The sequence below is a fragment of the Bradyrhizobium sp. SUTN9-2 genome (genome assembly GCF_003122645.1).
Lineage (GTDB): Bacteria > Pseudomonadota > Alphaproteobacteria > Rhizobiales > Xanthobacteraceae > Bradyrhizobium > Bradyrhizobium yuanmingense.
Map to the genome: position 1 here is coordinate 6,225,392 of NZ_LAXE01000001.1, position 23,525 is coordinate 6,248,916.

Here is a 23,525-nt window from a genome sequence, read left to right on the forward strand (position 1 = left end):
GACTATGAAACGACTCTTGCTGCTTGGATTGGCGCTTCTCGCCGGCATGGTGCCGGCAAGCGCCCAAACCCTGACGAAACTCAAGGCCGGCATGGTCACTGGCATCGACCAGATTGGCCTGCCTATCGCGCTCGAGCGCGGCTTCTTCGAGAAGTACGGGCTCGACGTCACGATCGCACGCCCCTACGCCACCGGTGTCGACGCGCTGAACGCGTTGCAGGCCGGCGAGAGCGAGATCGTGCAGGTCGGCGTACCCATGATCGGCGCGGTACTGCGCGGCATGGACCTCGTCGCGCTGGGCAATTACAGCGGCAACGCCACCAAGGCCGGCTCCGATGCCACGATGGCGATCATCGCGCGCGAAGGCTCGGGCATCGTCAAGGGCGACCTGTCGACGTTGAAGGGCAAGAAGATCGCGGCGTCGTTCGGCACGATCAACCATCTCTACATCCTAGCGACGCTGGAGAAGGCCGGACTGAAACCCGACGACGTAACATTGGTCAACACCCCGCCCCCGGACATGACCGTCGCCCTGCTCGCCAAGGGCATCGACGCGTTCTCGGGCTGGGACCCCTGGCCGATCGTCGCGGGCAAGGACGTGCCGGGCGCCGTCGAGATCATTCGGGGCGGCGACGTGATCTCCTATATCGGCTTCAACGTCGCGTTGCGCCCATGGGTGCAGGCCAACGGCGAGACCATCGAGAAATTCCTCGCCGCCGTCTCCGAGGCCGACCAATGGATGCGCAAGAACCCGAAGCTGGCGGCACAAGTCGCCACGCGCTGGATTCCAGGCCTGAAGCAGGAGGTCGCGGAGGCCGCGATGCAGTTCAACATCCAGCAGGCGGACCGCCGGCTGTCGGCGAACAACTACCGCGCGCTGTGGAGCGCCCAGGACCGGCTCACCCGGCTCGGCATCCTCAAATCGACCTTCGACGTCAATGCGCATATTGAGCCGAAGCACATTCTCAAGGTCATGAAAGACCGTCCTCAGCTGTTCGCCGACCTGCCGCCGATCCCGGAGACGGCGGCGATCACGCCGGGCTACGTGTTCAAGCCCTGAGCATTGTTGCAAACGTCCAGACCGGCGCGCCATGCGCGCCGGTCCGGCCCATCGTCTGCAACGCTGGCGGGCGTCTGGTCTAGACGGTCGAGATGCCGTCGATCGGGCTGATATCCCCGACGAAACGCAGCAGGTCGGCCATCGTGAATTCGCCCGGCACTTGCGACGGCAGCGTCGGCTTCCAGGTCTTGCCCTTGAGCCAGAGATACGACTGGTGGTCGCCATGGACGAGGCCGACGAAGACCTCGGCAAGCAGGGTCGCGCCGACCGGGCCGAGCCTTTCGCCGCTGCCCCGCTGCTCCGCCTCCTTGAGGATGTAGTACCAGAGCGGGGTGTTTTGGTGCAGGCCATGCTTCTTCGCCACGGCGCCGTCGCTCCCCTTCGAGATTTCTTCCGGCGTCAGCGGATTCTTGATCTTCATGGCCTTGGCGACGTCCTGCCCGGACGGCAATCCGAGCAACACGCCGCGCTTGAGGTTGCGGAACGGCAGGCTGCCGCCGTCACCAGGCAGGGTATGGAGTTGCGGCACGATGAACGGGTCGATCTTGCGGGAGGGATTGAGCGTCACGCCCGCAGGGTTGCTCGGCAGCACCTGAAAGTAGCGCCGCCAGTCGATGATCCAGTTGCTCGAAAGCACCGGAAGCGGGAGCGGCGGCTGAATCGGATTGGGTGCGAGATCTCCGATGATTCCTCCCGAAAGTCCCGTGAACCTGAACAGCAAATCGAGAGTTGCAGGAATCCCGCCCGGGCCGGGCGTGAAGATCCGGTTGTGGCTATAGACCTGGCGCACCATGCTGTGGCCGAGACGATAGACGGCGCCCGAAAACTCGACGGGCATGTAGGGGATCTTCTTGAAGCGGTAGAAGCGCCGCCCCTGCTCGAGGATCTTTGCGACGATCCCCTTCTCGGTAATCCGCTCCACGAAATCGTGCAGGACCATCCATTGGTAGTGCCAGGTCACGATCCGGCGCGCTTCCTCGAAGATCTCGCCCGGCGGCTTGCCGGACGCCGCGAGCTGATCGCAGACCTTGTTGTGAAACTTCAGCATCGCAAGGTGGGTTTGCGCGACGACCAGGTTCTCGTCGTTGCGGTGATCGCCGATCAGGGCAAACCCCTCGGGATTGCGCGGCAGGTCGTTGCGATGATCGCCGGTGATGTCATCGACGTTGACGGTCTTGCCGATCAGCAGCTTGGGGCCCGGTGTCTTGCCGCTGTCGCTGGCCGAATTGCGCGCGTAGAGATGACGGCTGCCGTCGGGGCCGAGACCATAGACGCTGTCGAGATCGAGTGCGGGCGTGCGGAAATTCGTGACCGCCGTCGGATCGGCTTCCTTCTCGCCGAAGGAGGTCAGATCGAGCGTAATGTCGTGATCGACGAATTGGCCGAGATAGGTGAAACCCGCGGGGACATTGAGGTTGTTTCCCGCGGCGTCGCCGGGGGCGGGATCCTTCATCGCGTCGGCGAGCTCGCGCAGCGGACCGTCGTCGACAGCCAGCGGCTCCAGGGTCGGAAACATCCGGCCAAACATGCCCGGATCGTCGTGTCCGGAAAGCGTATCCAGAAATTGTCGCGTCGGTTGACGTCCGGCCTTGCCGTGACCGGGATGAACATTCACGTCGGTTCCCATCGCTTGCTCCTGCTCAAATGCTTTAGGGGAGAGGGGCGCCGAAGATGTCGCTTCCAAAATTCTCGTTTCAGTATACGTTCAGAAGAATTGCCCCTCAGGGTGTAGTACGATGAAATATTACTACAGATTGCATTCTCTGGGCGGCTCCTACCGCGAGGCTTTTTGCCCCACCAGCCACACAGGCTTTTGATCGTCCGAAGCTCGAGCAGGAAAGACTAAGGCGCGATCGACGCGTCGGCTGAATCTCTCAGCGCGTCAGCGCTTGGCAGCGAACCGCGACCAGATCTCAGCGTCCGTGTAGAAGTCCACGCCGCCATCGAGATCTCTCACCAGCCACTCGCCGAGATAGACGATCTGGGTGCCGCTGCGCCGCTCGTGCCGAAGCTCGAATTTTCCGTCGGCATCCTTCTGCAGCGAGCAATTCGACTGAACCCAGCTCGGCCACTCCTGCAGCGGCTGCCCCAAAAATTGCCAGGCAACCAACGCCGCGTTGTCCGACAGGGGTTCTAAGCGCAGTGTCTTGGTCACGTGATCTCCACCATGCGAATTGTCCCCCGATGCAACGCCTCGGGACCGGAAAGGTTTGGAATCGTCGTTCCGTGGCAGCATGCCTGACCGTTTTCAACGGTTCCTCTACTTTTTCGTCCGTGAAAACCCGGTCCCCGCGCGCCCTAACCGATCGTCTGCAGCACCGGAAACGTCTCCAGCAGCCAGATGCTCACATTCGAGACCGCGCCGGTGAGAAAGCCGATGCCGGTGAGCACCATCAGGACGCCCATGGCGCGCTCGACGTTGACGAGGTGGCCCTTCATGCGCGCGAACAGTGCGGAGAACTGTTCGATCATCAGCGCGGCGATCAGGAATGGGATGCCGAGGCCCGCGGAATAGACCGCGAGCAGGCCGGCGCCCCTCGTCACCGTGGCTTCCGCCGCGGCGACCGAGAGGATCGCGGCGAGGATCGGGCCGATGCAGGGTGTCCAGCCGAACGCGAATGCGAGGCCCATGATATAGGCGCCCCACAGGCCGACCGGTTTGGGGATCGGCAGGCGTCCTTCCCGCATCAGAAAGCCGATCCGCGTCAGGCCGAGAAAGTGCAGGCCCATGATGATGATGACGATGCCGGCGAGGATCGACAGCTCCGCCGACCAGGCACGGATCAGCCCGCCGATCAGCGAAGCGCTGGCGCCGAGCGCCACGAAGATGGTGGAGAAGCCGAGCACGAACAGGAGCGCCGACATCATGATCGCGCGCTTGGAGGCCGCGACCGGCTCGTCGCTCTCGACATGCTCGATCGTGGCGCCCGTGAGGTAAACCAGATAGGGCGGAACCAGAGGCAGGACGCAAGGCGAGAGGAAGCTGACGAGGCCGGCAATCAGTGCGGCCGGAATCGAAACATTTTGCATGATGCAATCGGAGCCATCTCAGGCCCCGTCAGGGCGCGCAGGGAACGCGCCCGGCCCGGAGCCGAACCGGCTCTGGTGTAGCCCATGCCGGAGAATGCGCAACAGAGGCGCACAAAGCCAGGGCTCCGCCCGATGCCCTCCGTGATCACAGATGCGGCATCGGGACGCGCACAAACCTCGCCGGAAAGCGAGATTGGGCGGCGCGGCTACTTCACCACGCGGAGCAGCGGACGCCGGGGCTGGTCCTGCGTCTGCTTGGAAGGGGGCGGCGGCTCGCTGGCAGCGCTCCGCAGCATTTCGTCGCACAGCGCCTTGAGATCGGCACTGTCGATTCCTTTCAGTTTCATCCTGACGTCGAGGATGACGATGGACAGCATCTCGGCCGACTCGCGGCTGTTGCAGGCATTGAGAACCCTGCGGCACTCCTCGAGCGTTTCCAGCACCGACTGCAACTGTTCGTCTGAATGCGACACCGGCGTTCTTTCCGTTAATTCGGCCTGCGAGACGTATCTGTCACGCCCCCTTCGGCCCCCATGGAAGACGATAGATAGCACGAGGCGACTGCGCCTTCGAACCTGATTTCAGTGTGTTTCTGCTGTGGAACCGGGTTCCCGCTCGCATCGCCATGCGGCGCCTTTGGCGACCGCAGCAATGCTCCGGGAGCGAACGCCTGACGCGGTGCGATTGATCCAGCAACGGCGAAGAGCACCGACTCCTGCGCAAGACCGTTCATTGCAGTCAGCGCCGGCACTCCCGCAGCCATCTCGCGGCTCGCAACGGAACTCACGTCATACCCCTCACTCGAGCCGATTAGCCTCGCCCGAATTCCCAGCCCATGGGAGCATCCAAATACCGCCCTAAGGTAGTAAGGATGACGTTCAAAACTCGTCGTTCCCCAACCCGTCGTGGTTGTGGTTTGCGCCAGATTCTGCCAGTTTAGCGTTCCAAAGGGAATTGTATGCACTCCTTGGCGGAAAGGGGCGTTCCTCTGGAGGAACGCCCAAAGACAAATATCAGCGGCCTCTCCGACTGGGACGCCGCCCGCATATTCTTGGAAGTCGTCCGATGCGGAAGCTTTCGCTCGGCGGCCGAGCGCCTGTCTCTGTCGATCAACGCCGTGCGGCGCCGCATCGACGATTTCGAACGCCAGACCGGCACCACGTTATTCACGCGCGACGTCCACGGCACCCATCTGACCGATGAGGGCGCCCTGGTGGTCTCCGCCGTCGAGCGCATGGAGGCAGCCACCTTCGACGTGCTGCGCGCCAGCGATTCGATGGCCAACGCGCTGTCGGGCGAGGTCCGCGTCGCCGTCACCGAGGGGCTCGGCACATTCTGGCTTGCCCCCCGCCTGGTCGAATTCCAGCAGGCCTATCCGAAGATCCTGGTGGACCTGCATTGCGCGATGCGCTCGGCCGACGTCTCGCGCCACGAGGCCGACGTCGCCATTCATCTGTCCCGTCCCTCGGCGCTGGACATCAAGCTGGTGCGGCTCGGCCGCATGCATCTGATGTTCTGGGCCTCGGAGAAATACATCGCAAAGCATGGCGCGCCGCGCTCGGCGGCGGAATTGATCAAGCATCGTCTGGTGCTGCAATTCGCCGACCAGCTCGCCGCCAAGGAATCCTTCGAAAGCTTCTTCCCGGGCGTGTCCGAACGTGACCTTCTGGTCATGAAGACCAACGTCTCGAGCGCCAACTATTGGGCGGTCGCGAATGGCGCCGGCATCGGCGTCTTCCCGAGCTACGCCATTGCGCTCGGCGGGAAATTAATTCCACTGGAGGTCGAGCTGAACCGACCGCTGGATATCTGGCTGTCCTACCACCCTGGTAGCGGCCGTATCCCGCGCGTGCGGCACATGATTGACTGGCTGATCGAGGCTTTCAATCCGGCCCGCTTCCCGTGGTTTAAGGAAGAGTTCGTGCACCCGCATGAATTCAAGGACTCGTATATGGGCGAACCCCTGACCCAGCTCTTCGGGGGATTTTCAACCGAAGAACAAAGGTGAAAACAGAGATGAAAGCAGCGGCCAAAAGAATGAAGCAGCGCAGCGCGGGCAAGCCGGACATCGAGCTTGGCAAGCGGATCCGTCTGCGGCGCGTCGAGATGAAGATCTCGCAGGCCGAGCTCGGCGAGAAGCTCGGCGTCAGCTTCCAGCAGGTGCAGAAATACGAGAAGGGCGTCAATCGCGTCGGCGCGGCCCGGCTTCAGCAGATCGCCTCCGCCCTCGATGTGCCCGTGACCTTCTTCTACGACGGCGACAACAAGGCCCGCGAAGTCGAGAGCCTGCTCTTTCTCGATTCGGCCTTCAGCCTCCGCCTGCTGCGCGCCTACAGCAAGATCAAGGATCAGACGGTGCAGCGTCAGCTCGTCTCGCTGATGGAATCGATCGCGGCGAACGAGAGCTGAGGCCGGTCGACGGTCCGGCCTTCACGGCCGACGTTCAATCCGCCGCGTCACGGGGGCGCGGCCGGATTGCACGAGATCGGCCGAAAGATGTCTGCGCGCAACCGCGCGCGGCCGGTCTCGGGGCGGCATGGCCGCCCCTTTTTGTTGGCGGTCTTCCCCCGACCTTTCCGCCTCCGTCGAACGCCGCGCGCCATGCAATCGCAGCACAGGCGGATGCAGGCTCTGCTCTCCCGCGCCGGTTGACCGCGGCGGCGCCTGCGCCGCACATTGCGCCTCGCCACCGAGCAGCGAGCGCGCGATGCCAGACGTTATCAGCACGACCGGAACACCTTACGCCGACGGCAAGATTCTGACGCACACGGCCGATGGCGTCGGCGTGATCACCTTCAACAATCCCGACAAGCGCAACGCGATGTCGCTGGAGATGTGGGAGGGATTTGGCGAGGCGTTGACGGCCTTGCGCGACGACGACACGGTGCGCGTCGTGATCCTGCGCGGCGCCGGCGGCAAGGCGTTCGTCTCGGGTGCCGACATCAGCCAGTTCGAGAAGGTGAGGCACAATGCGGCGGCATCCGAGCAATACGCCAAGCGCAGCGCCGCCCAGCGCGCGCTGCTCGCCGATTATCCCAAGCCGACCATCGCCTGCATCGACGGCTATTGCCTCGGCGGCGGCATGCAGGTCGCCATGCTCGCCGACATCCGCCTCGCCTCGCATGAAAGCCAGTTCGGCATTCCCGCCGCCAAGCTCGGCATCGCCTATGGCTATGACGGCCTGCGGCATCTGGTGTCGCTGGTCGGGCCGTCCTGGGCGCGGCTGCTGATGTATACGGGCATGCGCATCGATTCCGCCGAGGCGCTGCGCATCGGCCTCGTCGAGCGCGTGTTTCCGCAAGGCGAGCTCTGGGGCGAGACCATGGCGATGGCCGAGACGATCGCGCAGAACGCCCCGCTCGCGATCAAGGCGGCCAAGATCACAATCGCGCAGGTGCTGAAGGACGAGAGCCGGCGCGACATGGAGGCGATCAAGGTGATCGGCAATGCCTGCATGGACAGCGTGGATTTCCGCGAGGGCCGGCAGGCCTTCATGGAAAAGCGGAAGCCGCAGTTTAGGGGGAAGTAATTTCGTCGTGGAGAGAGGCCAGGAGCACAGCCCCTACAGCGCTCCCAGCACCGCTTTCGTGATGTCAGCCGTGCCATTGCCGCCGCCGAATTCCATCGGCTTGATGCCGCCGGCATAGACCTGGTCCACCGCACGCTCGATCGTCTCGCCGGCTTCCGCAGCGCTCTCGATGCCGTGCTTGTCGGCGAGCCAATCCAGCATCATCGCGGCGGACAGGATCATCCCGGTGGGGTTTGCCTTGCCCTGCCCCATGATGTCAGGCGCCGTGCCGTGGCACGGCTGGAACACCGCGTGCTTGTCGCCGATGTCGGCGGACGGCGCCATGCCGAGGCCGCCGATCAGGCTTGCGGTGATGTCGGAGACGATGTCACCGAACATGTTCTCCATCACCATCACGTCGAAATCCCAGGGACGCTTGACCAGCATCGCCGAGCAGGCATCGACATAGAGCCGGTCGGTCTTCACGCCAGGATGCTTCTTCTCGATCTCGTCGAAGATGCCGCGGAAGAACGCAAAGGCCTTGAACACGTTCGCCTTGTCGACGCAGGTGAGTGCGCCCGGCTTGCCGCGCGCCTTGCGCCGCTCGGCAAGGCGGAACGAGAACTCGAACAGGCGCTCGGAGGTTTTGCGCGTGATCACCATGGTCTCGCGCGCGTCCTCATGGGTGACGACGCCCTTGCCCATCGAGGCGAACAGGCCCTCGGTGGACTCCCGGATCACGACGAGATCGATGCCGCGCTGGTCCGCGCCGACGATCGGGCTCGGCACGCCCGGAATGAGGCGCGCCGGGCGCACGCCGGCATAGAGATCGAAGATGAAGCGCAGCTCGATCTGCGGCGCGATCTCGGTGTTGTCGGGGTAGCGCACCGACGGCAGGCCGCAGGCCCCGAGCAGGATCGCGTCCGCCTCCTCGCAGAGCTTGATGGTGCTATCCGGCATCGACTTGCCGGTCGCGAGATAATGGTTGGCGCCGGCCGGCGCCTCGGTGAAGCGGAAGCCGAGGCCGGACTTCTCGCCGACCTTGCGCAGCACCTCCAGCGCCGGCGCCATGACTTCAGGGCCGATGCCGTCACCGGCGAGCACGGCAATGTGGAAGGCGTTGTTTGCGGACATTTAAGGCCTCAAGGGAGGTGTCAACCAGGTCGTCATTGCGAGCGAAGCGAAGCAATCCAGAACTGCATCCACGGAGACATTCTGGATTGCTTCGTCGCTTCGCTCCTCGCAATGACGAGGGAGAGAGCATTCGTTACGGCGTCAGCACCGTACGCCCGACCACCGCGCCCTGCTGCAATTGCAGCAGCGCGTCGTTGGCCTTGGCGAGCGGTTGCGGCGTCACCGGGATCGGCGGCACCTTCTTCGACCGCACCAGGTCGAGCAGCTCCTGCGTCTCGCGCAAGTTTCCGACATAGCTGCCCTGGATCGTCACCGCCTTGATCGGAATCAGCGGCAACGCCCAGGTCGCGCCGCCGCCGAACAGGCCGACAAGGACGAGCTTACCGCCCTTGGTCAGGCAGTCGAAGCCGAGCTGCGTCGTAGCAGCGTTGCCGACGAGGTCGATCACGGCGCGGATAGGGCCGCCCGCCTTCTTGGCAAGCTGCTCCAGCGCGTCAGGGGCCTTGGGATCGACGGTCGCAAGCGCACCGGCCTTCTCCGCCGCCTCGCGCTTCCTCGCGTCGATATCGACCATGATCGCGCCCTTGCCGCCCATCGCCTTGAGCAGCGACAACGCCATCAGGCCGAGGCCGCCGGCGCCGAACATCACGATCGGCGTGTCGAAATGCTGCTCGACCTTCTTCAGCGCACTGTAGGTGGTGACGCCCGAGCAGGCATAGGGCGCGGTCGTTGCAGGATCGAGGCCCTTCAGATTGAGCAGGTAGCGCGGATGCGGCACCAGCATGTGATCGGAATAGCCGCCGTCGCAATAGACCCCGAGCGAGCGCGGCGTCAGGCACATGTTCTCGTCACCGGCGAGGCAGGTGGCACATTTGCCGCAGCCGATCCAGGGATAGACCAGCCCGACATCGCCGACCTTCAGGTCGCCCTGGTCGGTCGGCTTCACGTCGGGGCCGAAGGCGAGGACTTCGCCGACCGTCTCGTGGCCCATGGTCAGCGGCAGATTGATGCCGCGGTCCTTCAACGAGAGCGGCTTGCGGCCATGGCCGAGATCATAGCCGCCTTCCCAGATGTGGAGGTCGCTGTGGCAGACGCCGGCGGCCTTCACCTTGATCAGCACCTGTGTGCCCGAGGGCTGCGGCGTCGCCTCGTCGACCTCCAACAGCGGTGCCTTGAAATCGGCAACCTTGAAACTCTTCATCGGCGTCCTCCCGCATGCTTCTTGTTGTCGCGCCACCATGCCATGGTCGGCGCGACCAGACAAACCGGTCTTAGTTCAGGCCAGCGGATGGTGGCAAGCCGCGAACTGGCCGGGTGCGACCTGGCGCAACTCCGGTATCTCCGCGCTGCAACGCTGATCTGCGCGCGGGCAGCGGGTGCGGAAGCGGCAGCCGGACGGCGGCGCAATCGGCGATGGCGGCTCGCCGGCCGCCACACTTTCGGCGGGTCGCACGTCCGGATCCGGCACCGGGATCGCCTGCAACAGCAGCGCGGTGTAGGGATGCGCAGGCCGCGCGAACAATTGCTCGGAGGGGGCGACCTCGCAGAGCCGGCCGAGATACATCACCGCGACGCGGTCGCTGACCGCTTTGACCACCGCGAGGTCGTGCGCGATGAACAGCAGCGTCAGGCCGAAGCGCGCCTTCATCTCCTCCAGCAGGTTGAGGATCTGCGCGCGGATGGAGACGTCGAGAGCCGACACCGGCTCGTCGCAGACGATGAATTCCGGGTTGAGCACCAGCGAGCGCGCGATGCAGATGCGCTGGCACTGGCCGCCGGAGAATTCGTGCGGCAGGCGGGTCGCCACGAGATCGGGGTCGAGCCCGACCGCGGAGAGCACCTCGTGAACGCGCCGTTTGCGCTCGGCGGCATCCTTGATCCCGGCGATGATCAGCGGCTCGGCGACGATGTCGCCGATGCGCCGGCGCGGATTGAGCGAAGCAATCGGATCCTGGAAGATCAGCTGCACGCGGCGGCGCATCCGGCGCAGCGCCTCGCCCTCCATCGCGGTGAGGTCCTCGCCGTCGAACATCACGCGGCCGGACTTGGCGCGGCGCAGTTGCAGCACCGCGCGCCCGAGCGTCGACTTGCCGCAGCCGGATTCGCCGACCAGCCCAAGCGTCTCGCCGCGCGCGACCTGGAGGCTGACACCGGAAACGGCATGAACAATCTTGTTGCCGAGGCCGTATTCGACCACGAGATTGTCGACGTTGAGAAGCGGCGCGGGGCGCGCGGCAAGCTGCATCATGCCTCGATCCCCTCCGTCATCCGGATCGGATGGAAGCAGGCATAGAGATGTCCCGACACCTCGGCGCTGGTCAGGACCGGTTTGGCCTCATGACAGCGCCCGCCGGCATAACTGCAGCGCGGCGCGAAGGAGCAGCCCTTCAGCGGGCGCGTCGGATCGGGTGGACGGCCCGAGATCGCCGGCAGCGGCGTATGCGGCGCGGTATCGAGCTTCGGGATCGCCGCCAGCAGTGCCTCGGTGTAGGGCATGTGCATGCGCTTGAACAAGGCTTGCGTCGGCGCGCGCTCCACCACCCGGCCGGCATACATCACCGCGACCTCGTCGGCCCGGCCGGCGACGACGCCGAGATCGTGGGTGATGATGATCATCGCCATGTGGCGGCGGCGCTGCTCGCGCGCGAGCAGATCGAGGATCTGCGCCTGGATGGTGACGTCGAGCGCGGTGGTCGGCTCGTCCGCGATCAGGAGCTTCGGCTCGCAGGACAGTGCGATCGCAATCGCGATGCGCTGGCGCATGCCGCCGGAGCATTGATGCGGATATTGCGCGAGCCGCTGCTCCGGGGCGGGAATGCCGACGGCGGCGAGCAGCTCGATGCTGCGGGCCTTCGCGGCGGGAGCGTCAAGCTCGAGGTGCTCCTGGATCGTCTCCATCAGCTGCGTGCCGATGGTGAGCACAGGGTTGAGCGAGGTCATGGGGTCCTGGAATACGACCGCGAGGTCGCGCCCGCGCAGCCGCCGCAGGCTTTCAGGCTCGAGCCGCACCAGATCCTCGCCGTCGAACATCACCCGGCCCGTCAGCTTCGCCTTCTTCGGCAGCAGCTGCAGCACGGCGCGCGAGAGCATGGTCTTGCCGCAGCCGGATTCACCGACGATTCCGAGCGTGCGGCCGGCCTGCAGCGAAAGGTCGACGTGATCGACCGCGCGCAGGTTTCCGCGCGGGGTCGGCAGCTCGACCGCGACATCCTCGATGGCCAGGAGCGGCGCGGTCACAGTGCCCCCTGACGTGGGTCGGTGAGAGCCCGCAAGGTGTCGCCGACGAGGTTGAACGCCAGCACGGTCGCAAACAGTGCTGCCGCCGGCAGAAAGGCGAGGCGCGGCGCGACGTCCAGACTGTCACGTCCCTCCCCGATCATGCTGCCCCAGCTCGGCATCGGCGGCGGCACGCCGAGGCCGAGGAAGGACAGCGCGCCCTCGACCACGATGGTGACGGCGACGCCGAGCAGGAAGAAGGCGAGCAGCGGCAGGATGACGTTCGGCAGCAGCTCGCGCAGCAGGATGCGCGCATGGCTCGCCCCTAACGCCTCGGCGGCGATCACGAATTCTCGCCGCGCCAGCGTCAGCGTCGCCGCGCGCGCCACGCGCATGAAAGCGGGAATGCCGAGCACGCCGAGGACAATAGTGAGGTTGGGGACCGACTGCCCGAGATAGGCGACCACCGCGAGCGCGAAGATCAGCGGCGGAAAGGCGAGCAACACATCCATGCTGCCGACCACCAGCGTCTCGAACCGGCCGCGGAAATAGCCGGCCAGCAGGCCGAGCGCGCCGCCGACGAGGAGGCCGATCATGGGCGCGATCAGCCCGACCGTCAGCGACACCCGCGCACCAAAGATCAGCCGGGCGAGCTCGTCGCGGCCGAGCCCGTCGGTGCCGAGCCAATGTTCCCCGGAGAAGGCGGCGCGCCGTTCCAGCATGTCCATATCGGTCGGGTTCTGCAGCGGCAGCACCGGCGCCAGGATCGCTAGCGAAAGGATGATCGCAACCCAGGCGCTTGCGATCCAGAACAACAGGCCGAGCTTGGGCTTGCGGCCGACCGGCGCAGCTACCTCCTCGTCCTGGATCGACAGCTCAAGCGTGGCCATGGCGGATCCTGGGGTCGAGCACGGCATAGAGCATGTCGACGATGAAATTGACGATGACGAAGCCGCAGGCGACCAGCAGCACCACGCCCTGGAGAATGACGAGGTCCCGGGTGTAGATCGCCCCGACCAGCAGCCGGCCGATGCCGGGCAGCGCGAAGATCGTTTCCACGATCAGCGTGCCGCCGAGCAGGCGACCGATATTGATGCCCGTCACCGTCACCAGGGTCAGCGAAGAAGGCTTCAGCGCATGCACCAACAGGATGCGCGATGGCTTGAGACCCTTTGCTTTCGCCAGCGCGATATAGTCCTCCTGCAACGTCGCGATCATGTCGGAGCGCAGCACCCGCATGATGCCCGGCCATTCCGCCAGCGCCAGCGTCAGCGCCGGCAGCACGAAGAAGCGCAAATTGGCCAGCGGCGCCTCGGTGAACGGCACATAGCCGGTCGCCGGCAGCCAGCGCAGCTCGACCGCGAACAGATAGATCAGCAGGATCGCAGTCAGGAACGACGGCATCGACAGCATCGCGAAAGCGCTGCCGGTCATGAAGCGGTCGAACGCACCGCCGGCGCGCGCGGCACAGGCGATCGCAACGGGAACACCGATCAGGAGCCCGATGAACTCGGCCATCAGCATCAGCTGCAGCGAGACCGGGATGCGTTCGGCCACCGCCTGCAGCACCGTCTGCCCGGTGCGAAACGAGCGGCCGAGATCGCCCTGCACCACGTGGCCGAGCCAGCTCAGGTAACGCCACCACAGCGGCTGGTCGAGTCCCATGTCGCGGCGCAGCGCCGCGACGTTCTCCGGCGTTGCCTGATCGCCCAGGATGACGAGCGCGAGATCGCCCGGCAGCAGCGAGGCGATCAGGAACGTCAGCAACGAGACGGCGAGCAGGACCGGCAGCATGGCAAGCAGCCGCCGCGCGACGAAGTTCAGCATCGCGCGGTCATTCCAGCCAGGTGGTCGAGACGTCGATCACGCCGTTGTAGATCTTCGGAAAGCCCTTCAGCTTGGCGCTGGACAGCGCGTAATAGGTATTCTGGAAGGTCCAGAACCAGATCGCCTCCTTGTTGATCAGACGGCTGATGGCGCAATAATCCTCGGTGCGCTGGCCGATGTCGGCGGTGACGCGCGCATGGTCCAGAAGCTTGTCGAGCTCGGGGTTCGCGTATCCGGCGAGCGCCAGCGGGCTGCCGCTGCGGAAATTCGCGTACATCTGCGGATCGGGATCGGCGAGATCGACGATGCGCCACGGCGTCAGCTGGAACTGCCGGGTGAAGGCGCGCGTCGGAATGGTGGCCTGGTCGACCTGCTCGATCTCCATGTTGGCGCCGACGCGCTTCCAGAATTGCTGCAGCACTTGGCCGACCATGCGGCCGCGCGGCGTCGCCGTCACCAGCATCTTGAACTCGACCGGCTTGCCGTACTCCTTGATCAGCGCCTTGGCCTTCTCAACGTCGAACGGCAGCGCCCCGTCGTCCTTGCACTTGACCCAGGAGCCGTCGCCGTAAGGATTGCTCGCGGGCCGGCTCAGGCCGTTGCTGATCGCTTGCGACATCTTGGGACGGTCGATCGCCATCACCAGGGCCTGCCGCACCCTCACGTCATCGAACGGCGCCACCTTGGTGTTGAAGGCGTAGACCTGCGCGCCCGAGCCCTTGTAGGTGTGCACGGTGAGCTTGGGGTCCTTCTGCGCCCTCATGATGTTGTCGGCGTCGTTCTCGTCATCCCAGATGATGTCGGCCTCGCCCGATTGCAGCGAGGCAAAGCGCGACTGCGCGTCGGGCAGCGGCTTCAGGACGATGCGGTCGAGATACGGGCGACCCTTGTCCCAGTAGTTCGGGTTCTTCTCCAGCACCATGCGGTCGCCGGCGGTCCATGATTTCAGGATGTACGGGCCGGTGCCGACGGGATTGCGGTTGTAATCGTCGCCCTTGGTCTTCCAGGCGGTCGGCGAATGGATGACGTTGTTCTGGCTCTGGATGGTGATCGTCGCCGGCAGGTTCACGGAAGGATCGGTGAGATTATAGACGATTGTGTATTCGTCCGGCGCCAGCACCTCCTTGACGTTGGTGATGTAGAAGGCGCAGCGGCACTTGTTGGCGGGGTCCTTCTGCCGGTCGAAATTCTCCTTGAAGGCCTGCGCATTGAACGGCGTGCCGTCGTGGAATTTGACGCCTTCGCGGAGCTTGAAGGTCCAGGTCTTGTAGTCCTCGGAATGGCTCCAGGACACCGCGAGCTTCGGCGCGGCCTCGCCCTTGTCATTCAGCGTCGTCAGCGTGTCGAAGATCGCGGCGGCAGCGGTGAAGGTCGAGGTGTCGTAGACGCCGACCTTGAGCGGATCGAAGCCTGCGATCTCCAGCTCCTGACCGACGGTGATGCTGCCGCCCGATTTCTGCGCCTGCGCTGGCGTAGCCAGTGCAAATGCCGCAACGAGGAAAATAGGCACGCGCCTGCGTGCCAAGGCCGCCGCGTTCGTCATGGTTCCTCCCGGGATCCCTCGTCCGATGTTTCGGATCGTGAATGACTCGGAAGCGAGCTTGGCGACAAATGCCCGCCTCGGCAAGAGGAACGAACGAGAGTTCGAACGCCGCATGTGGCGGCGATGAGACTCAGGATGTCGCGGCCGTTTTGCCTGGCGGAATTGCCGTACCGTCCGCAAGGCCGATCTCCTGGCGCAACGCGTCGGTGTGCTCCCCGAGCACGGACACGGTCCTGGCCGGCGCCGTGTCAGCCCCCGACATCCGAAACGGCAGGTTGAGCACCTGGAACGAGCCGCCCTCGTCCCGCACCTCGGAGAGTGCCTGGCGGTGCGCAAGCTGCGGATCGGCCAAGGCCTCGGACACGCTGCGATAGGCCGAGGCCGGCACGCCGGCAGCGCCAAGCACGCGCAAGCACGCATCGGTCGAAAGCTGCCGCGACCAGATTTCGACGCCGTCCATCAGCTCGGCCCAGTTCTCGCGGCGCGCGGCATAGGTGGCGAAACGCGGATCGGAGACCCAGTCCGGGCGGCCGATCACCCCCATCAGAGCCTGGAACGTCTTCTCGCTGGCGATCGTGATCATGACGTAGCCGCTTGCCGTCTCGGTCGGTCCGAACATCGGGCGTGGCGGCGGCGGCACCGCGAATTGCGAGCTCTGCAGCTCGGTCAGCGTCAGCGACAGCATGGTTTCCAGCATGGAGACGTCGATGTGCTGGCCGGCGCCCGTCACGCTGCGTTGATAGAGCGCCGACGCGATCGCGCCAAAACCATAGGTCCCGGTGACGACGTCGGCGTGGTAGATACCGCAATAGTCGGGACGGTTGCGGCCCGGCTGGTAGGCGAGATGGGCCATGTCATAGCCCGAAGCCGCGTGGATCACCGGGGCGTAGGCCGGCAGCTCGGCCGAAGGGCCGGTCTGGCCATAGCCCGAGATCGAGCAGTAGATCAGCCTCGGGTTGACCTGACGCAGGCTGTCGTAGTCAAGCCGAAGGCGGCGCATCACGCCGGGACGGAAGTTCTCGACCAGAATATCCGACGTCGCGGCCAGCCGGCGCACCGCCTCCTTGCCGTCCTCGGACTTGAGGTCGAGGACCACGCTCTTCTTGCCGACATTGAGCTGGCCGAACGCGGTGCTGCAGCCGTTGCGGAGGGGAGGCCGGGTCCGCATCGTCTCGCCGCCATCGGTCTCGATCTTGATGACCTCGGCACCCATGTCGGCGAGCATCCGCGTGCAATGGGGCCCGGCGATGGTGGTCGAAAAATCCAGCACCCGCAGGCCCGCGAAGGCCTTTGTCGTCGTCCCCTCATGCTTATCTGCTAGCTGCATGCCTGCCTGCGCCCTTGAACTCGTGGAACCATCGAAGATCTTTGTTGTTGATGCGGCGACCCTAGAGGGCGGCGGCTGAGTAGGAAAGTGTTTACCGAACAGACGTGCCGCGTGGGCGGGCTTTGGATTTCCAGCACAACTGGACCCGTTCTTGCATAGCAGCAAGCGGGGTCGAAAGAGGGCGGTTGTTCTTGAGGGTCTTGTTCGTCACCACAGAGATGGACGACTTCGTTCGCGTCGGCGGATTGGGCGCCGTTTCCGCCGCCCTCCCCCGCGCACTTCGCTCCTTCGCCGATATCCGGATCATGCTGCCCGGCTATCGCGACATCATCGAGCAACTCACGCATATTCAGGTCGTTGGCCGCTGTCCCGCATTCGCGGAGATGCCGGCCTGCTCGCTCGGCCGTGCCGCGACCAAGGACGGCCTGCCGGTCTATGTGCTGTTGTGCTCGCAGCTCTACGACCGACCGGGCAACCCCTATGGCGACGAGCTCGGGCGCGATTGGCCCGACAACGACATCCGCTTCGCGCGCTTGGCCTCGGCCGCGGCTGAGCTCGCCATGGGCAAGCTGGACAAGAATTGGGCAGCAGACCTGATCCATGCCAACGACTGGCAGGCCTCGCTGGTGCCGGCCTATCTCGCCTGGCAGGGCGCCAAGCTGCCGTCCATCCTGACCATCCATAACCTCGCCTATCAGGGCCTCTTCCCGAAGGACTCGTTGCGGCGGATCGGCGCACCGGAGAGCTCCTTCCACATCGACGGCGTCGAGTTCTACGATCAGGTCTCCTTCCTCAAGGCGGGCCTCGTCTACGCCTCGCACCTCACCACGGTCAGCGGCACCTATGCGCGGGAGATCACCACGGCCGAGTTCGGCTGTGGCCTCGAGGGCCTGCTCCGCCTGCGCTCGGACGCCGCCGAGCTCACCGGCATCCTCAACGGCATCGACGAGAGCTGGGACCCGCGCTCCTGCGCCCAGCTCGCCCAGCAATTCGGCGCCGGCGACTGGGTCGGCAAGAAGGCCAACGCGGACTACGTCCGCAAGCAGTTCGGGCTGGCGGTCTCGCGCGGGCCGATGTTCGGCATCGTCGCGCGGCTCGTGCACCAGAAGGGGATCGACCTCGTGCTGTCGGCGGCGGACGAGATCGTCGATGCCGGCGGGCAGATCGTGGTCACCGGCTCCGGCGAGCCGGCGCTCGAGCAGGCCTTGATCGACGCGCACCGCCGCCGCCCCGACGCCATCGGAGTTGCGATCGGCTTCAACGACGCCCAGGCGCGGCGCATCTTTGCCGGCAGCGACTTCACCTTGATGCCGTCGCGGTTCGAGCCGTGCGGGCTCAGCCAGATGTACGCCCAGCGCTTCGGCTCGCTGCCGATCGGCCACCAGACCGGCGGCCTCGCCGAGACCATCAGCGACGGCGAGACCGGCTTCCTGTTCTCGAGGCCGTCGCGCGAGTCGTTCCTCGGCGGCGTGCGGCGCGCCTTTTCGGCCTTCATGGCCCACGACCAGCTCGACACGATGCGCCGCAGCGCCATGGGGCGCTCGTTCTCCTGGAGCATCTCGGCCGGCAGCTACAGCGCGCTGTACCGCAAGCTGGCGTCGGCGTGAGGCACCGCTGTCATTCCGAGGCGCGCCGTTTGGCGCGAACCCGGAATCCATCGCTCCGCCGGAAATGCTGGGAGAAATGGATTCCGGGCTCGCGCTCCGCGCGCCCCGGAATGACAAGCTGCAACGAGCTTGCCTCGAGTCCCTATTTCCCGCGCACATCCATCTGCGGACGGCCGATCCAGGCGCGATTAAGACACCGCGTCATCCAGTCGGGCCGCGCTTCGCCCCGCAGCCGCGCCTGCGCTTCCTGGTAGGGACCGACATAGCGCAGCCGGCCAGGCAATTTCGGATAGACGCGCCGGATCCACCGCAGCGCGTGATCGGCGGATCGGATCGCACGCGCGTCGAGCTCGAAGCCGAAGCCCGCGCGCAAGCGCTCGGGCAGCATGCTCGCGGTGAGCGCGCAATACCAGCGCGGCGGCCGCAGCCACGGGCGCGCGCCGCTGAATATCTGCGCGGCGATCTCGCGCGCCGCAGGGCCAACGGTCAGCGTCTCCGACTGCGCCATTGCCTTGGTGTAGGCGACGAAGCCGGACCAGTCCGCCGGCAAATCATCCCCCTTTAATCCGAAGAGGGCGCCGTACAGCCTGGCCTCGCTCCAATAGCGATCGCGCTCCTCCGCCGAGAGTGGCGGCAGCACCAGATCATGTGCCATAAGCGCGGTCTCGACCAGCGTGGCGTGGACCCAGCGCAGCGCGGGGATGTCGTTGGCGCAGTAGCGCGAGCCGGCCGCGAACGGCCCCACGGTCTCGGGCATCTCGCCGACGATCATGCTGTGACGCCGATGCAGCTGCCGGGACGACAGCAGCGCCCGGTCCAGCGAACCGAACACCATCGTAAAGACGATGTCGAAGGTGCGATGGAAGCGGCCGATCGGATCGGCAAGGGTGCGCGAATGCTCGGCGATCGCCGCCGCCACCCAGGGATGGGCCAGTTGCAGCAGCAGCGCACGGCCGGCGCCGAGAAAGAGCACGGCCTCCCGGTCGATCTGCCAGGTCAGTGAGGCCGGACCGAATACGCCCGCGACCGGTCCCGCCGCGTTGGCACGCAGCGTCTCGAGCGACTCCTCCAGATCTTTCTCAGCGACCAATTGCAAGCCTCGCGACGAAGATACGGCGACCATACTCCGGACCGCGCGCCTGCAAAATCGTCGTCGTGCGAGGCTATGACGGACAGAGCCTCACTCCGCCGCCATCGGCATCTCGTCCATATGCTCGTGCAGCACGACGCCGGCGAGCGGATCGAATTCGCCGACCCAGGGCTTGCGCGCCAGCACCGATTTCGTGTGCGCATAGCCGGCGTGCCAGCGCCGCGTGATCCCGGACGGACTGAAGTCGATATCCTTGGTATGGGTCTCGTGCTCGAGCTGCGGCGCCAGCAGACGCACCACATGCATGCGGGTCGGGCAGCCGTAGCTCGTCAGTTCCCTCACCGCGGGATCGTTGCGCTCGCTCTCGGGCAGCCGCGCCGCGAGCTGGTTAATGACGTGGCGCAGACGATGGGCCTGCTGCTGTCGCACGATCTGGCTGGCGATGCGGCTGGAATATTGCACGTCCTTGTGCCGGTTCAGCACCTCCGCCATCGTGGTCGGCTCCGGCCCGACCGGATTCCACAGATGCACGGAGAAGATCAGCGAGTTCTTGCGTGGATTGTCGTCGAACACGGCTTCGGTCGGCGTGTTCGACAGGATGCCGCCGTCCCAATAGAGCTCGCCGTCGATGCGCACGGCGGGGAAAGCCGGCGGCAGCGCGCCCGAAGCCATCACATGCTTCACCGTCAGCTCGCCGTCGCGGCTGTCGAAATAGCGCATTTCGCTGGTGCCGACATGAGCCGCACCGACCGTCAGACGCGGCGCGCAGCGGTTGGCGAGATCAAAATCGACGAGCTCGCTCAGCGTCTTCTCCAGCGGCGCGGTCGAATAATAGCCGGCGTAATCGGCGCCCAGCGGATAGGAATCGCCGGCATGGGCCAGCGGATTGGGCCGGAAGAAACCGGCAATGCCGTGGGTCACGGTCGACCAATAGGCCAGCTTCTCGTTGAAGCCGGGAAACGCGGCTCGCCAGTCCCAGACCGGCTTCTGCTCCATCCGCTTCCAGAACTCCCGCAAGCGCGCGAGCCGGTGCTCGGGCGCGTTGCCGGCGATGAGGCTCGCATTGATGGCGCCGATCGAGGTGCCGATGATCCAGTCCGGCTCGATGCCGGCTTCGTGCAAGGCCTGGTAGACCCCGGCCTGGTACGAGCCGAGCGCGCCGCCGCCCTGAAGCACGAGCACGACCTGACCCGGCAGGTCGTGCTGCTTATGCTGAGAATTGTCCTGCGTGCCCATGTCTCGCTCCTGGTGAGCTTGCACTGTTCGAGTATTCGACTTGCTGCGCCGGCCCATGTCAATGCGCGGTCCAACCGCCGTCGACCGGCAGCGCAACGCCGGTGATCGAGGCCGCCGCGTCCGTCGACAGGAACACCGCGAGTGCGCCGAGCTCCTCGACCGCAACAAAGCGCTTGTTCGGCTGTTGCGCCAGCAGCACGTCGCGGATCACCTGATCGCGGGAGATGCCATGGGCCTTGGCCTGGCCGTCGATCTGCGCCTCGACCAGCGGCGTATGGACATAACCAGGGCAGATTGCGTTGCAGGTGATGCCCTGCTCCGCCGTCTCCAGCGCCGTCACCTTGGTGAGGCCGACGATGCCATGCTTGGCGGTGACATAGGCTGCCTTGAACGGCGAACCGACCAGGCCGTGCGTGGAGGCAATGTTGATGATCCGGCCGAAACCGTGCTGCCGCATTGCCGGCAAGGCGAGCCGCGTGGTGTGGAAGGCCGAGGACAGGTTGATTGCGAGGATCTGGTCCCACTTCTCGACCGGAAACTGGTCGAGCGGCGCGACATGCTGGATGCCGGCGTTGTTGACCAAGATGTCCAGCCGGCCGGATTGGGCCACCGTCGCCGCGATCATCTCGGCGATCGATTTCGGCCTCGTCATGTCCGCCGGCGAATAGCTGGCCTTGACGCCGAACTCGGCGGCGATCTGCTCGCGCGTCCGGCCGATCTCGCTGGCGACACCAAGGCCATTGAGCACGATGTCGGCGCCCGAGGCGGCGAGGGCCCGCGCGATACCGAGACCGATGCCGCTGGTCGACCCGGTGACAAGCGCCACCTTGCCGGCAAGCACGCGTGATGAAGCGGACGTCTGCGTCTTGATGGGAATATTCATGATCCAGACCTCTTCTCGGCGCGACACCGCGCCAGGCTGGAGCGAAATGTGCGGGATCTCCGGGATTTGCGGAAATGCCGGTTGGCTTCCGAGTCGATACGTCCGCGCTATCGCAGGCGGGATGTCATTTTTCGCCCTGATCGGCTAGATTTCCGGTCGATATTTGCTGGGAGCCGATCCATGGAAATGCACCAGGTCCGCTATTTCCTCGCGGTGGCGCAGCTCTTGAACTTCACGCGCGCGGCCGAGGAATGCAACGTCACGCAGCCCTCGCTGACGCGCGCGATCAAGCAGCTCGAGGCCGAGCTGGGCGGCGACCTGTTCCGCCGCGAACGCCCCGCCGCGCAATTGACTGAGCTCGGCCAGCGCATGCATCCACTCCTGAAGCAGTGCTATGACGCGGCCATCGGCGCGCGCTCGCTCGCCTCCTCGTTCAAGAGCGGAGAGATCGGTGCGCTCCGCATTGCGCTGACGCATTCGATCGACCTCGCTTTGCTGATTCCGCATCTCAACGAGATCAAGCGGCAGTTCAACCGGCTCGAATTCCGCTTTCTGCGCGGCTCGGGCCGGGAGGTCGGCGACTTCCTGAAGAAGGGCGAAGCCGAGCTCGGCATTGCGGCCGAGATCGACGAGGCCTGGGACCGGCTGGATGTCTGGCCGCTGTTCACCGAGAGCTTCGAGCTCGTCGTCGGCGATGGGCACCGGCTGGCCGGCCGCAGCTCGGTCGAACTGGACGATCTGCGATCGGAGCTGCTGCTGAGCCGAACTTTCTGCGAGCACGCGCGCCGCATCTCCGCGAGCCTGCGCGAGCACGGCATCGACATCGAACAGGGCCATGAGGTCTCGAACGAGCGCGACTTGATCGAGCTGGTCGAGGCCGAGATGGGCATCGCCATGGTGCCGCACACCTCGCCAGTGCCGGAGCGGCTGACCCGCGCCGCGGTCACGGGGCTGGACGCCCGCCGCACCGTCAATCTCTATGGGGTCGCCGGCCGGCAACGCACCGCCGTGGGCAACGCCGTCATGCGGATGCTGCGCGGCGCCGACTGGCGCGAGATCGCGGGGTAGTCTTTACAGTGTCGACCGCCCTTCCCCTCTCCCCCTGTGGGAGAGGGTGGCTCGCCGCATAGCGGCGAGACGGGTGAGGGTATCTCTCCGCGACTCCAATCCTCATTTGTGATTGCGGAGGTACCCCCCCTCATCCGGCGCTTCGCGCCACCTTCTCCCACAAGGGGAGAAGGAAGAGAGCGTAGCTCAATTCTCCTGGCTCGCGCGCTCCAGCGCTTCGATCAGATCGTCGATCTCCATGCGCTTGCGGAAATCCGGATCGACGAAGCGGGCTTTCACGATGCCGTCGCGTCCGACCACGAACACGGCCGGGATCGGCAGCATCCAGCCGTCATTGCCGTGGAATTTCGCCATGTCCTGATAGGACAGCAATTGCTGTATCTCGGGGCCGAGCCAGATCGCGAGGTCGAGCGACAGCGCATAGCCGTTGTCGAGATCCGTCAGGATCGGAAACGGCGCGCCGGATTCGGCCTTGAGCTGCCCGGTATATTCCTGCGTCTCCGGCACGATCGCGACGACCTGCGCCCCCATCGCCTTGATGCGGTCCAGCGCCTGGACCACGGCGCGGACATTGAGCCGGCAATAGGGACACCAATGGCCGCGGAAGAACATCACCGCGACGGGGCCGCCCTCCAGCAGCGAGGGCAGCGACACGAGACGGCCACCCTCGTCGGGCAGCATGAACGGCGGCATCGGGTCGCCCGGCCGCGGCGCGGTCTCGCCGCCGCCGTTGTCGCTCAATCGCGCGACCAGGCGATCGACCGCCTCGCCATAGGCCGGAAAGACCTCGCGGCTGGCATCTGCATAGGCGCGGAGCTGTTCGTTCAGCGTGCTGTCCATGTCACGGCAGCGCTGGAACGCGAGCCTGAGCTGTTCGGCATCGGCTGGCGAGAGAGACGTCATCTTCCTGCTCCGGCTTACCTTAAGGGCGGATACTAGTTTCCCGGTTCGCCCGCCCGCAAGGGGCGACCGCAATCCGGCGCGCTGGCATCGGAC

The 23,525-nt window shown here is 65.4% G+C and carries 22 protein-coding genes; 6 read left to right on the forward strand and 16 right to left on the reverse strand.

Annotated elements, in window-relative coordinates:
- Nucleotides 1–4 precede the first annotated feature (4 nt).
- Entirely contained in the window at nt 5–1,060 is a 1,056-nt protein-coding gene (locus XF30_RS28790) for an ABC transporter substrate-binding protein (protein ID WP_036004511.1), read from the forward strand.
- A gap of 79 nt (nt 1,061–1,139) precedes the next feature.
- Here XF30_RS28790 and XF30_RS28795 read toward each other — a convergent pair whose 3' ends face one another.
- The 4 genes from XF30_RS28795 to XF30_RS28810 all read right to left on the reverse strand — a co-directional run bounded on the left by XF30_RS28795 (nt 1,140) and on the right by XF30_RS28810 (nt 4,563).
- The gene (locus XF30_RS28795; RefSeq protein WP_109144550.1) at nt 1,140–2,687 is read right to left on the reverse strand and encodes a peroxidase family protein; all 1,548 of its coding nucleotides are present in this window, start codon (nt 2,685–2,687) and stop codon (nt 1,140–1,142) included.
- Between the two features lie 255 nt (nt 2,688–2,942).
- The gene (locus XF30_RS28800; RefSeq protein ID WP_036025895.1) at nt 2,943–3,215 is read right to left on the reverse strand and encodes a hypothetical protein; all 273 of its coding nucleotides are present in this window, start codon (nt 3,213–3,215) and stop codon (nt 2,943–2,945) included.
- 143 nt (nt 3,216–3,358) lie between these two features.
- Nucleotides 3,359–4,090 (reverse strand): cytochrome c biogenesis CcdA family protein, encoded by a 732-nt coding sequence (locus XF30_RS28805; protein ID WP_036004503.1) that lies wholly within the window; start codon nt 4,088–4,090, stop codon nt 3,359–3,361.
- 206 nt (nt 4,091–4,296) lie between these two features.
- Nucleotides 4,297–4,563 carry a hypothetical protein gene (locus XF30_RS28810; protein ID WP_025034806.1) on the reverse strand — a complete coding sequence of 89 codons (267 nt, stop codon included), beginning with the start codon at nt 4,561–4,563 and terminating at the stop codon, nt 4,297–4,299.
- A gap of 485 nt (nt 4,564–5,048) precedes the next feature.
- On the opposite strand from XF30_RS28810, the gene XF30_RS28820 reads away from it, so the two are divergent.
- From XF30_RS28820 to XF30_RS28830, 3 genes are all read left to right on the forward strand, one after another.
- Complete coding sequence (locus XF30_RS28820) at nt 5,049–6,098, forward strand: LysR family transcriptional regulator (protein WP_036025896.1); 1,050 nt, start codon at nt 5,049–5,051, stop codon at nt 6,096–6,098.
- Nucleotides 6,099–6,127: 29 nt separating this feature from the next.
- Complete coding sequence (locus XF30_RS28825) at nt 6,128–6,499, forward strand: helix-turn-helix domain-containing protein (protein ID WP_020608151.1); 372 nt, start codon at nt 6,128–6,130, stop codon at nt 6,497–6,499.
- 298 nt (nt 6,500–6,797) lie between these two features.
- On the forward strand, nt 6,798–7,619 hold the full coding sequence (locus XF30_RS28830; protein WP_036025898.1) for an enoyl-CoA hydratase: 822 nt from the start codon (nt 6,798–6,800) through the stop codon (nt 7,617–7,619).
- Nucleotides 7,620–7,652: 33 nt separating this feature from the next.
- Here the strand turns inward: XF30_RS28830 and XF30_RS28835 are convergent, their stop codons facing one another.
- The 8 genes from XF30_RS28835 to XF30_RS28870 form a co-directional block, all read right to left on the reverse strand.
- Nucleotides 7,653–8,732, reverse strand: a complete 1,080-nt coding sequence (locus XF30_RS28835; protein WP_109144551.1) for an isocitrate/isopropylmalate dehydrogenase family protein — start codon at nt 8,730–8,732, stop codon at nt 7,653–7,655.
- A gap of 133 nt (nt 8,733–8,865) precedes the next feature.
- Nucleotides 8,866–9,933 (reverse strand): alcohol dehydrogenase, encoded by a 1,068-nt coding sequence (locus XF30_RS28840; RefSeq protein ID WP_036004489.1) that lies wholly within the window; start codon nt 9,931–9,933, stop codon nt 8,866–8,868.
- 75 nt (nt 9,934–10,008) lie between these two features.
- The gene (locus XF30_RS28845; RefSeq protein WP_074447511.1) at nt 10,009–10,980 is read right to left on the reverse strand and encodes an ABC transporter ATP-binding protein; all 972 of its coding nucleotides are present in this window, start codon (nt 10,978–10,980) and stop codon (nt 10,009–10,011) included.
- Nucleotides 10,977–11,969, reverse strand: a complete 993-nt coding sequence (locus tag XF30_RS28850) for an ABC transporter ATP-binding protein (RefSeq protein ID WP_057026784.1) — start codon at nt 11,967–11,969, stop codon at nt 10,977–10,979. Before XF30_RS28850 ends, XF30_RS28845 begins: the two co-directional genes overlap by 4 nt.
- A complete protein-coding gene (locus XF30_RS28855; RefSeq protein WP_109144552.1) occupies nt 11,966–12,838 on the reverse strand; it encodes an ABC transporter permease in 873 nt (290 codons plus the stop codon). The genes XF30_RS28850 and XF30_RS28855 overlap by 4 nt, the downstream gene beginning before the upstream one ends.
- Entirely contained in the window at nt 12,825–13,775 is a 951-nt protein-coding gene (locus XF30_RS28860; protein ID WP_036025925.1) for an ABC transporter permease, read from the reverse strand. The genes XF30_RS28855 and XF30_RS28860 overlap by 14 nt, the downstream gene beginning before the upstream one ends.
- A 7-nt stretch (nt 13,776–13,782) precedes the next feature.
- Nucleotides 13,783–15,318, reverse strand: coding sequence for an ABC transporter substrate-binding protein (locus tag XF30_RS28865; protein WP_109144553.1), 1,536 nt, complete (start codon nt 15,316–15,318; stop codon nt 13,783–13,785).
- Between the two features lie 130 nt (nt 15,319–15,448).
- Nucleotides 15,449–16,645 (reverse strand): CaiB/BaiF CoA transferase family protein, encoded by a 1,197-nt coding sequence (locus tag XF30_RS28870; RefSeq protein ID WP_109144554.1) that lies wholly within the window; start codon nt 16,643–16,645, stop codon nt 15,449–15,451.
- A gap of 191 nt (nt 16,646–16,836) precedes the next feature.
- On the opposite strand from XF30_RS28870, the gene glgA reads away from it, so the two are divergent.
- Nucleotides 16,837–18,252 (forward strand): glycogen synthase GlgA, encoded by a 1,416-nt coding sequence (gene glgA / locus XF30_RS28875; RefSeq protein ID WP_109145885.1) that lies wholly within the window; start codon nt 16,837–16,839, stop codon nt 18,250–18,252.
- Nucleotides 18,253–18,394: 142 nt separating this feature from the next.
- On the opposite strand, the gene XF30_RS28880 is transcribed toward glgA, so the two are convergent.
- From XF30_RS28880 to XF30_RS28890, 3 genes are all read right to left on the reverse strand, one after another.
- The gene (locus XF30_RS28880; RefSeq protein ID WP_192893281.1) at nt 18,395–19,342 is read right to left on the reverse strand and encodes an oxygenase MpaB family protein; all 948 of its coding nucleotides are present in this window, start codon (nt 19,340–19,342) and stop codon (nt 18,395–18,397) included.
- A 90-nt stretch (nt 19,343–19,432) separates the two neighbouring features.
- Entirely contained in the window at nt 19,433–20,578 is a 1,146-nt protein-coding gene (locus XF30_RS28885) for a DUF3734 domain-containing protein (RefSeq protein ID WP_109144556.1), read from the reverse strand.
- Nucleotides 20,579–20,636: 58 nt separating this feature from the next.
- Complete coding sequence (locus XF30_RS28890; RefSeq protein ID WP_074447564.1) at nt 20,637–21,461, reverse strand: 3-hydroxybutyrate dehydrogenase; 825 nt, start codon at nt 21,459–21,461, stop codon at nt 20,637–20,639.
- A 180-nt stretch (nt 21,462–21,641) separates the two neighbouring features.
- Between XF30_RS28890 and XF30_RS28895 the strand changes: the two genes are divergently transcribed.
- Nucleotides 21,642–22,529, forward strand: coding sequence for a LysR family transcriptional regulator (locus XF30_RS28895; RefSeq protein WP_109144557.1), 888 nt, complete (start codon nt 21,642–21,644; stop codon nt 22,527–22,529).
- Nucleotides 22,530–22,715: 186 nt separating this feature from the next.
- Here XF30_RS28895 and XF30_RS28900 read toward each other — a convergent pair whose 3' ends face one another.
- Nucleotides 22,716–23,432 carry a peroxiredoxin-like family protein gene (locus XF30_RS28900; RefSeq protein WP_109144558.1) on the reverse strand — a complete coding sequence of 239 codons (717 nt, stop codon included), beginning with the start codon at nt 23,430–23,432 and terminating at the stop codon, nt 22,716–22,718.
- Nucleotides 23,433–23,525: the final 93 nt, after the last annotated feature.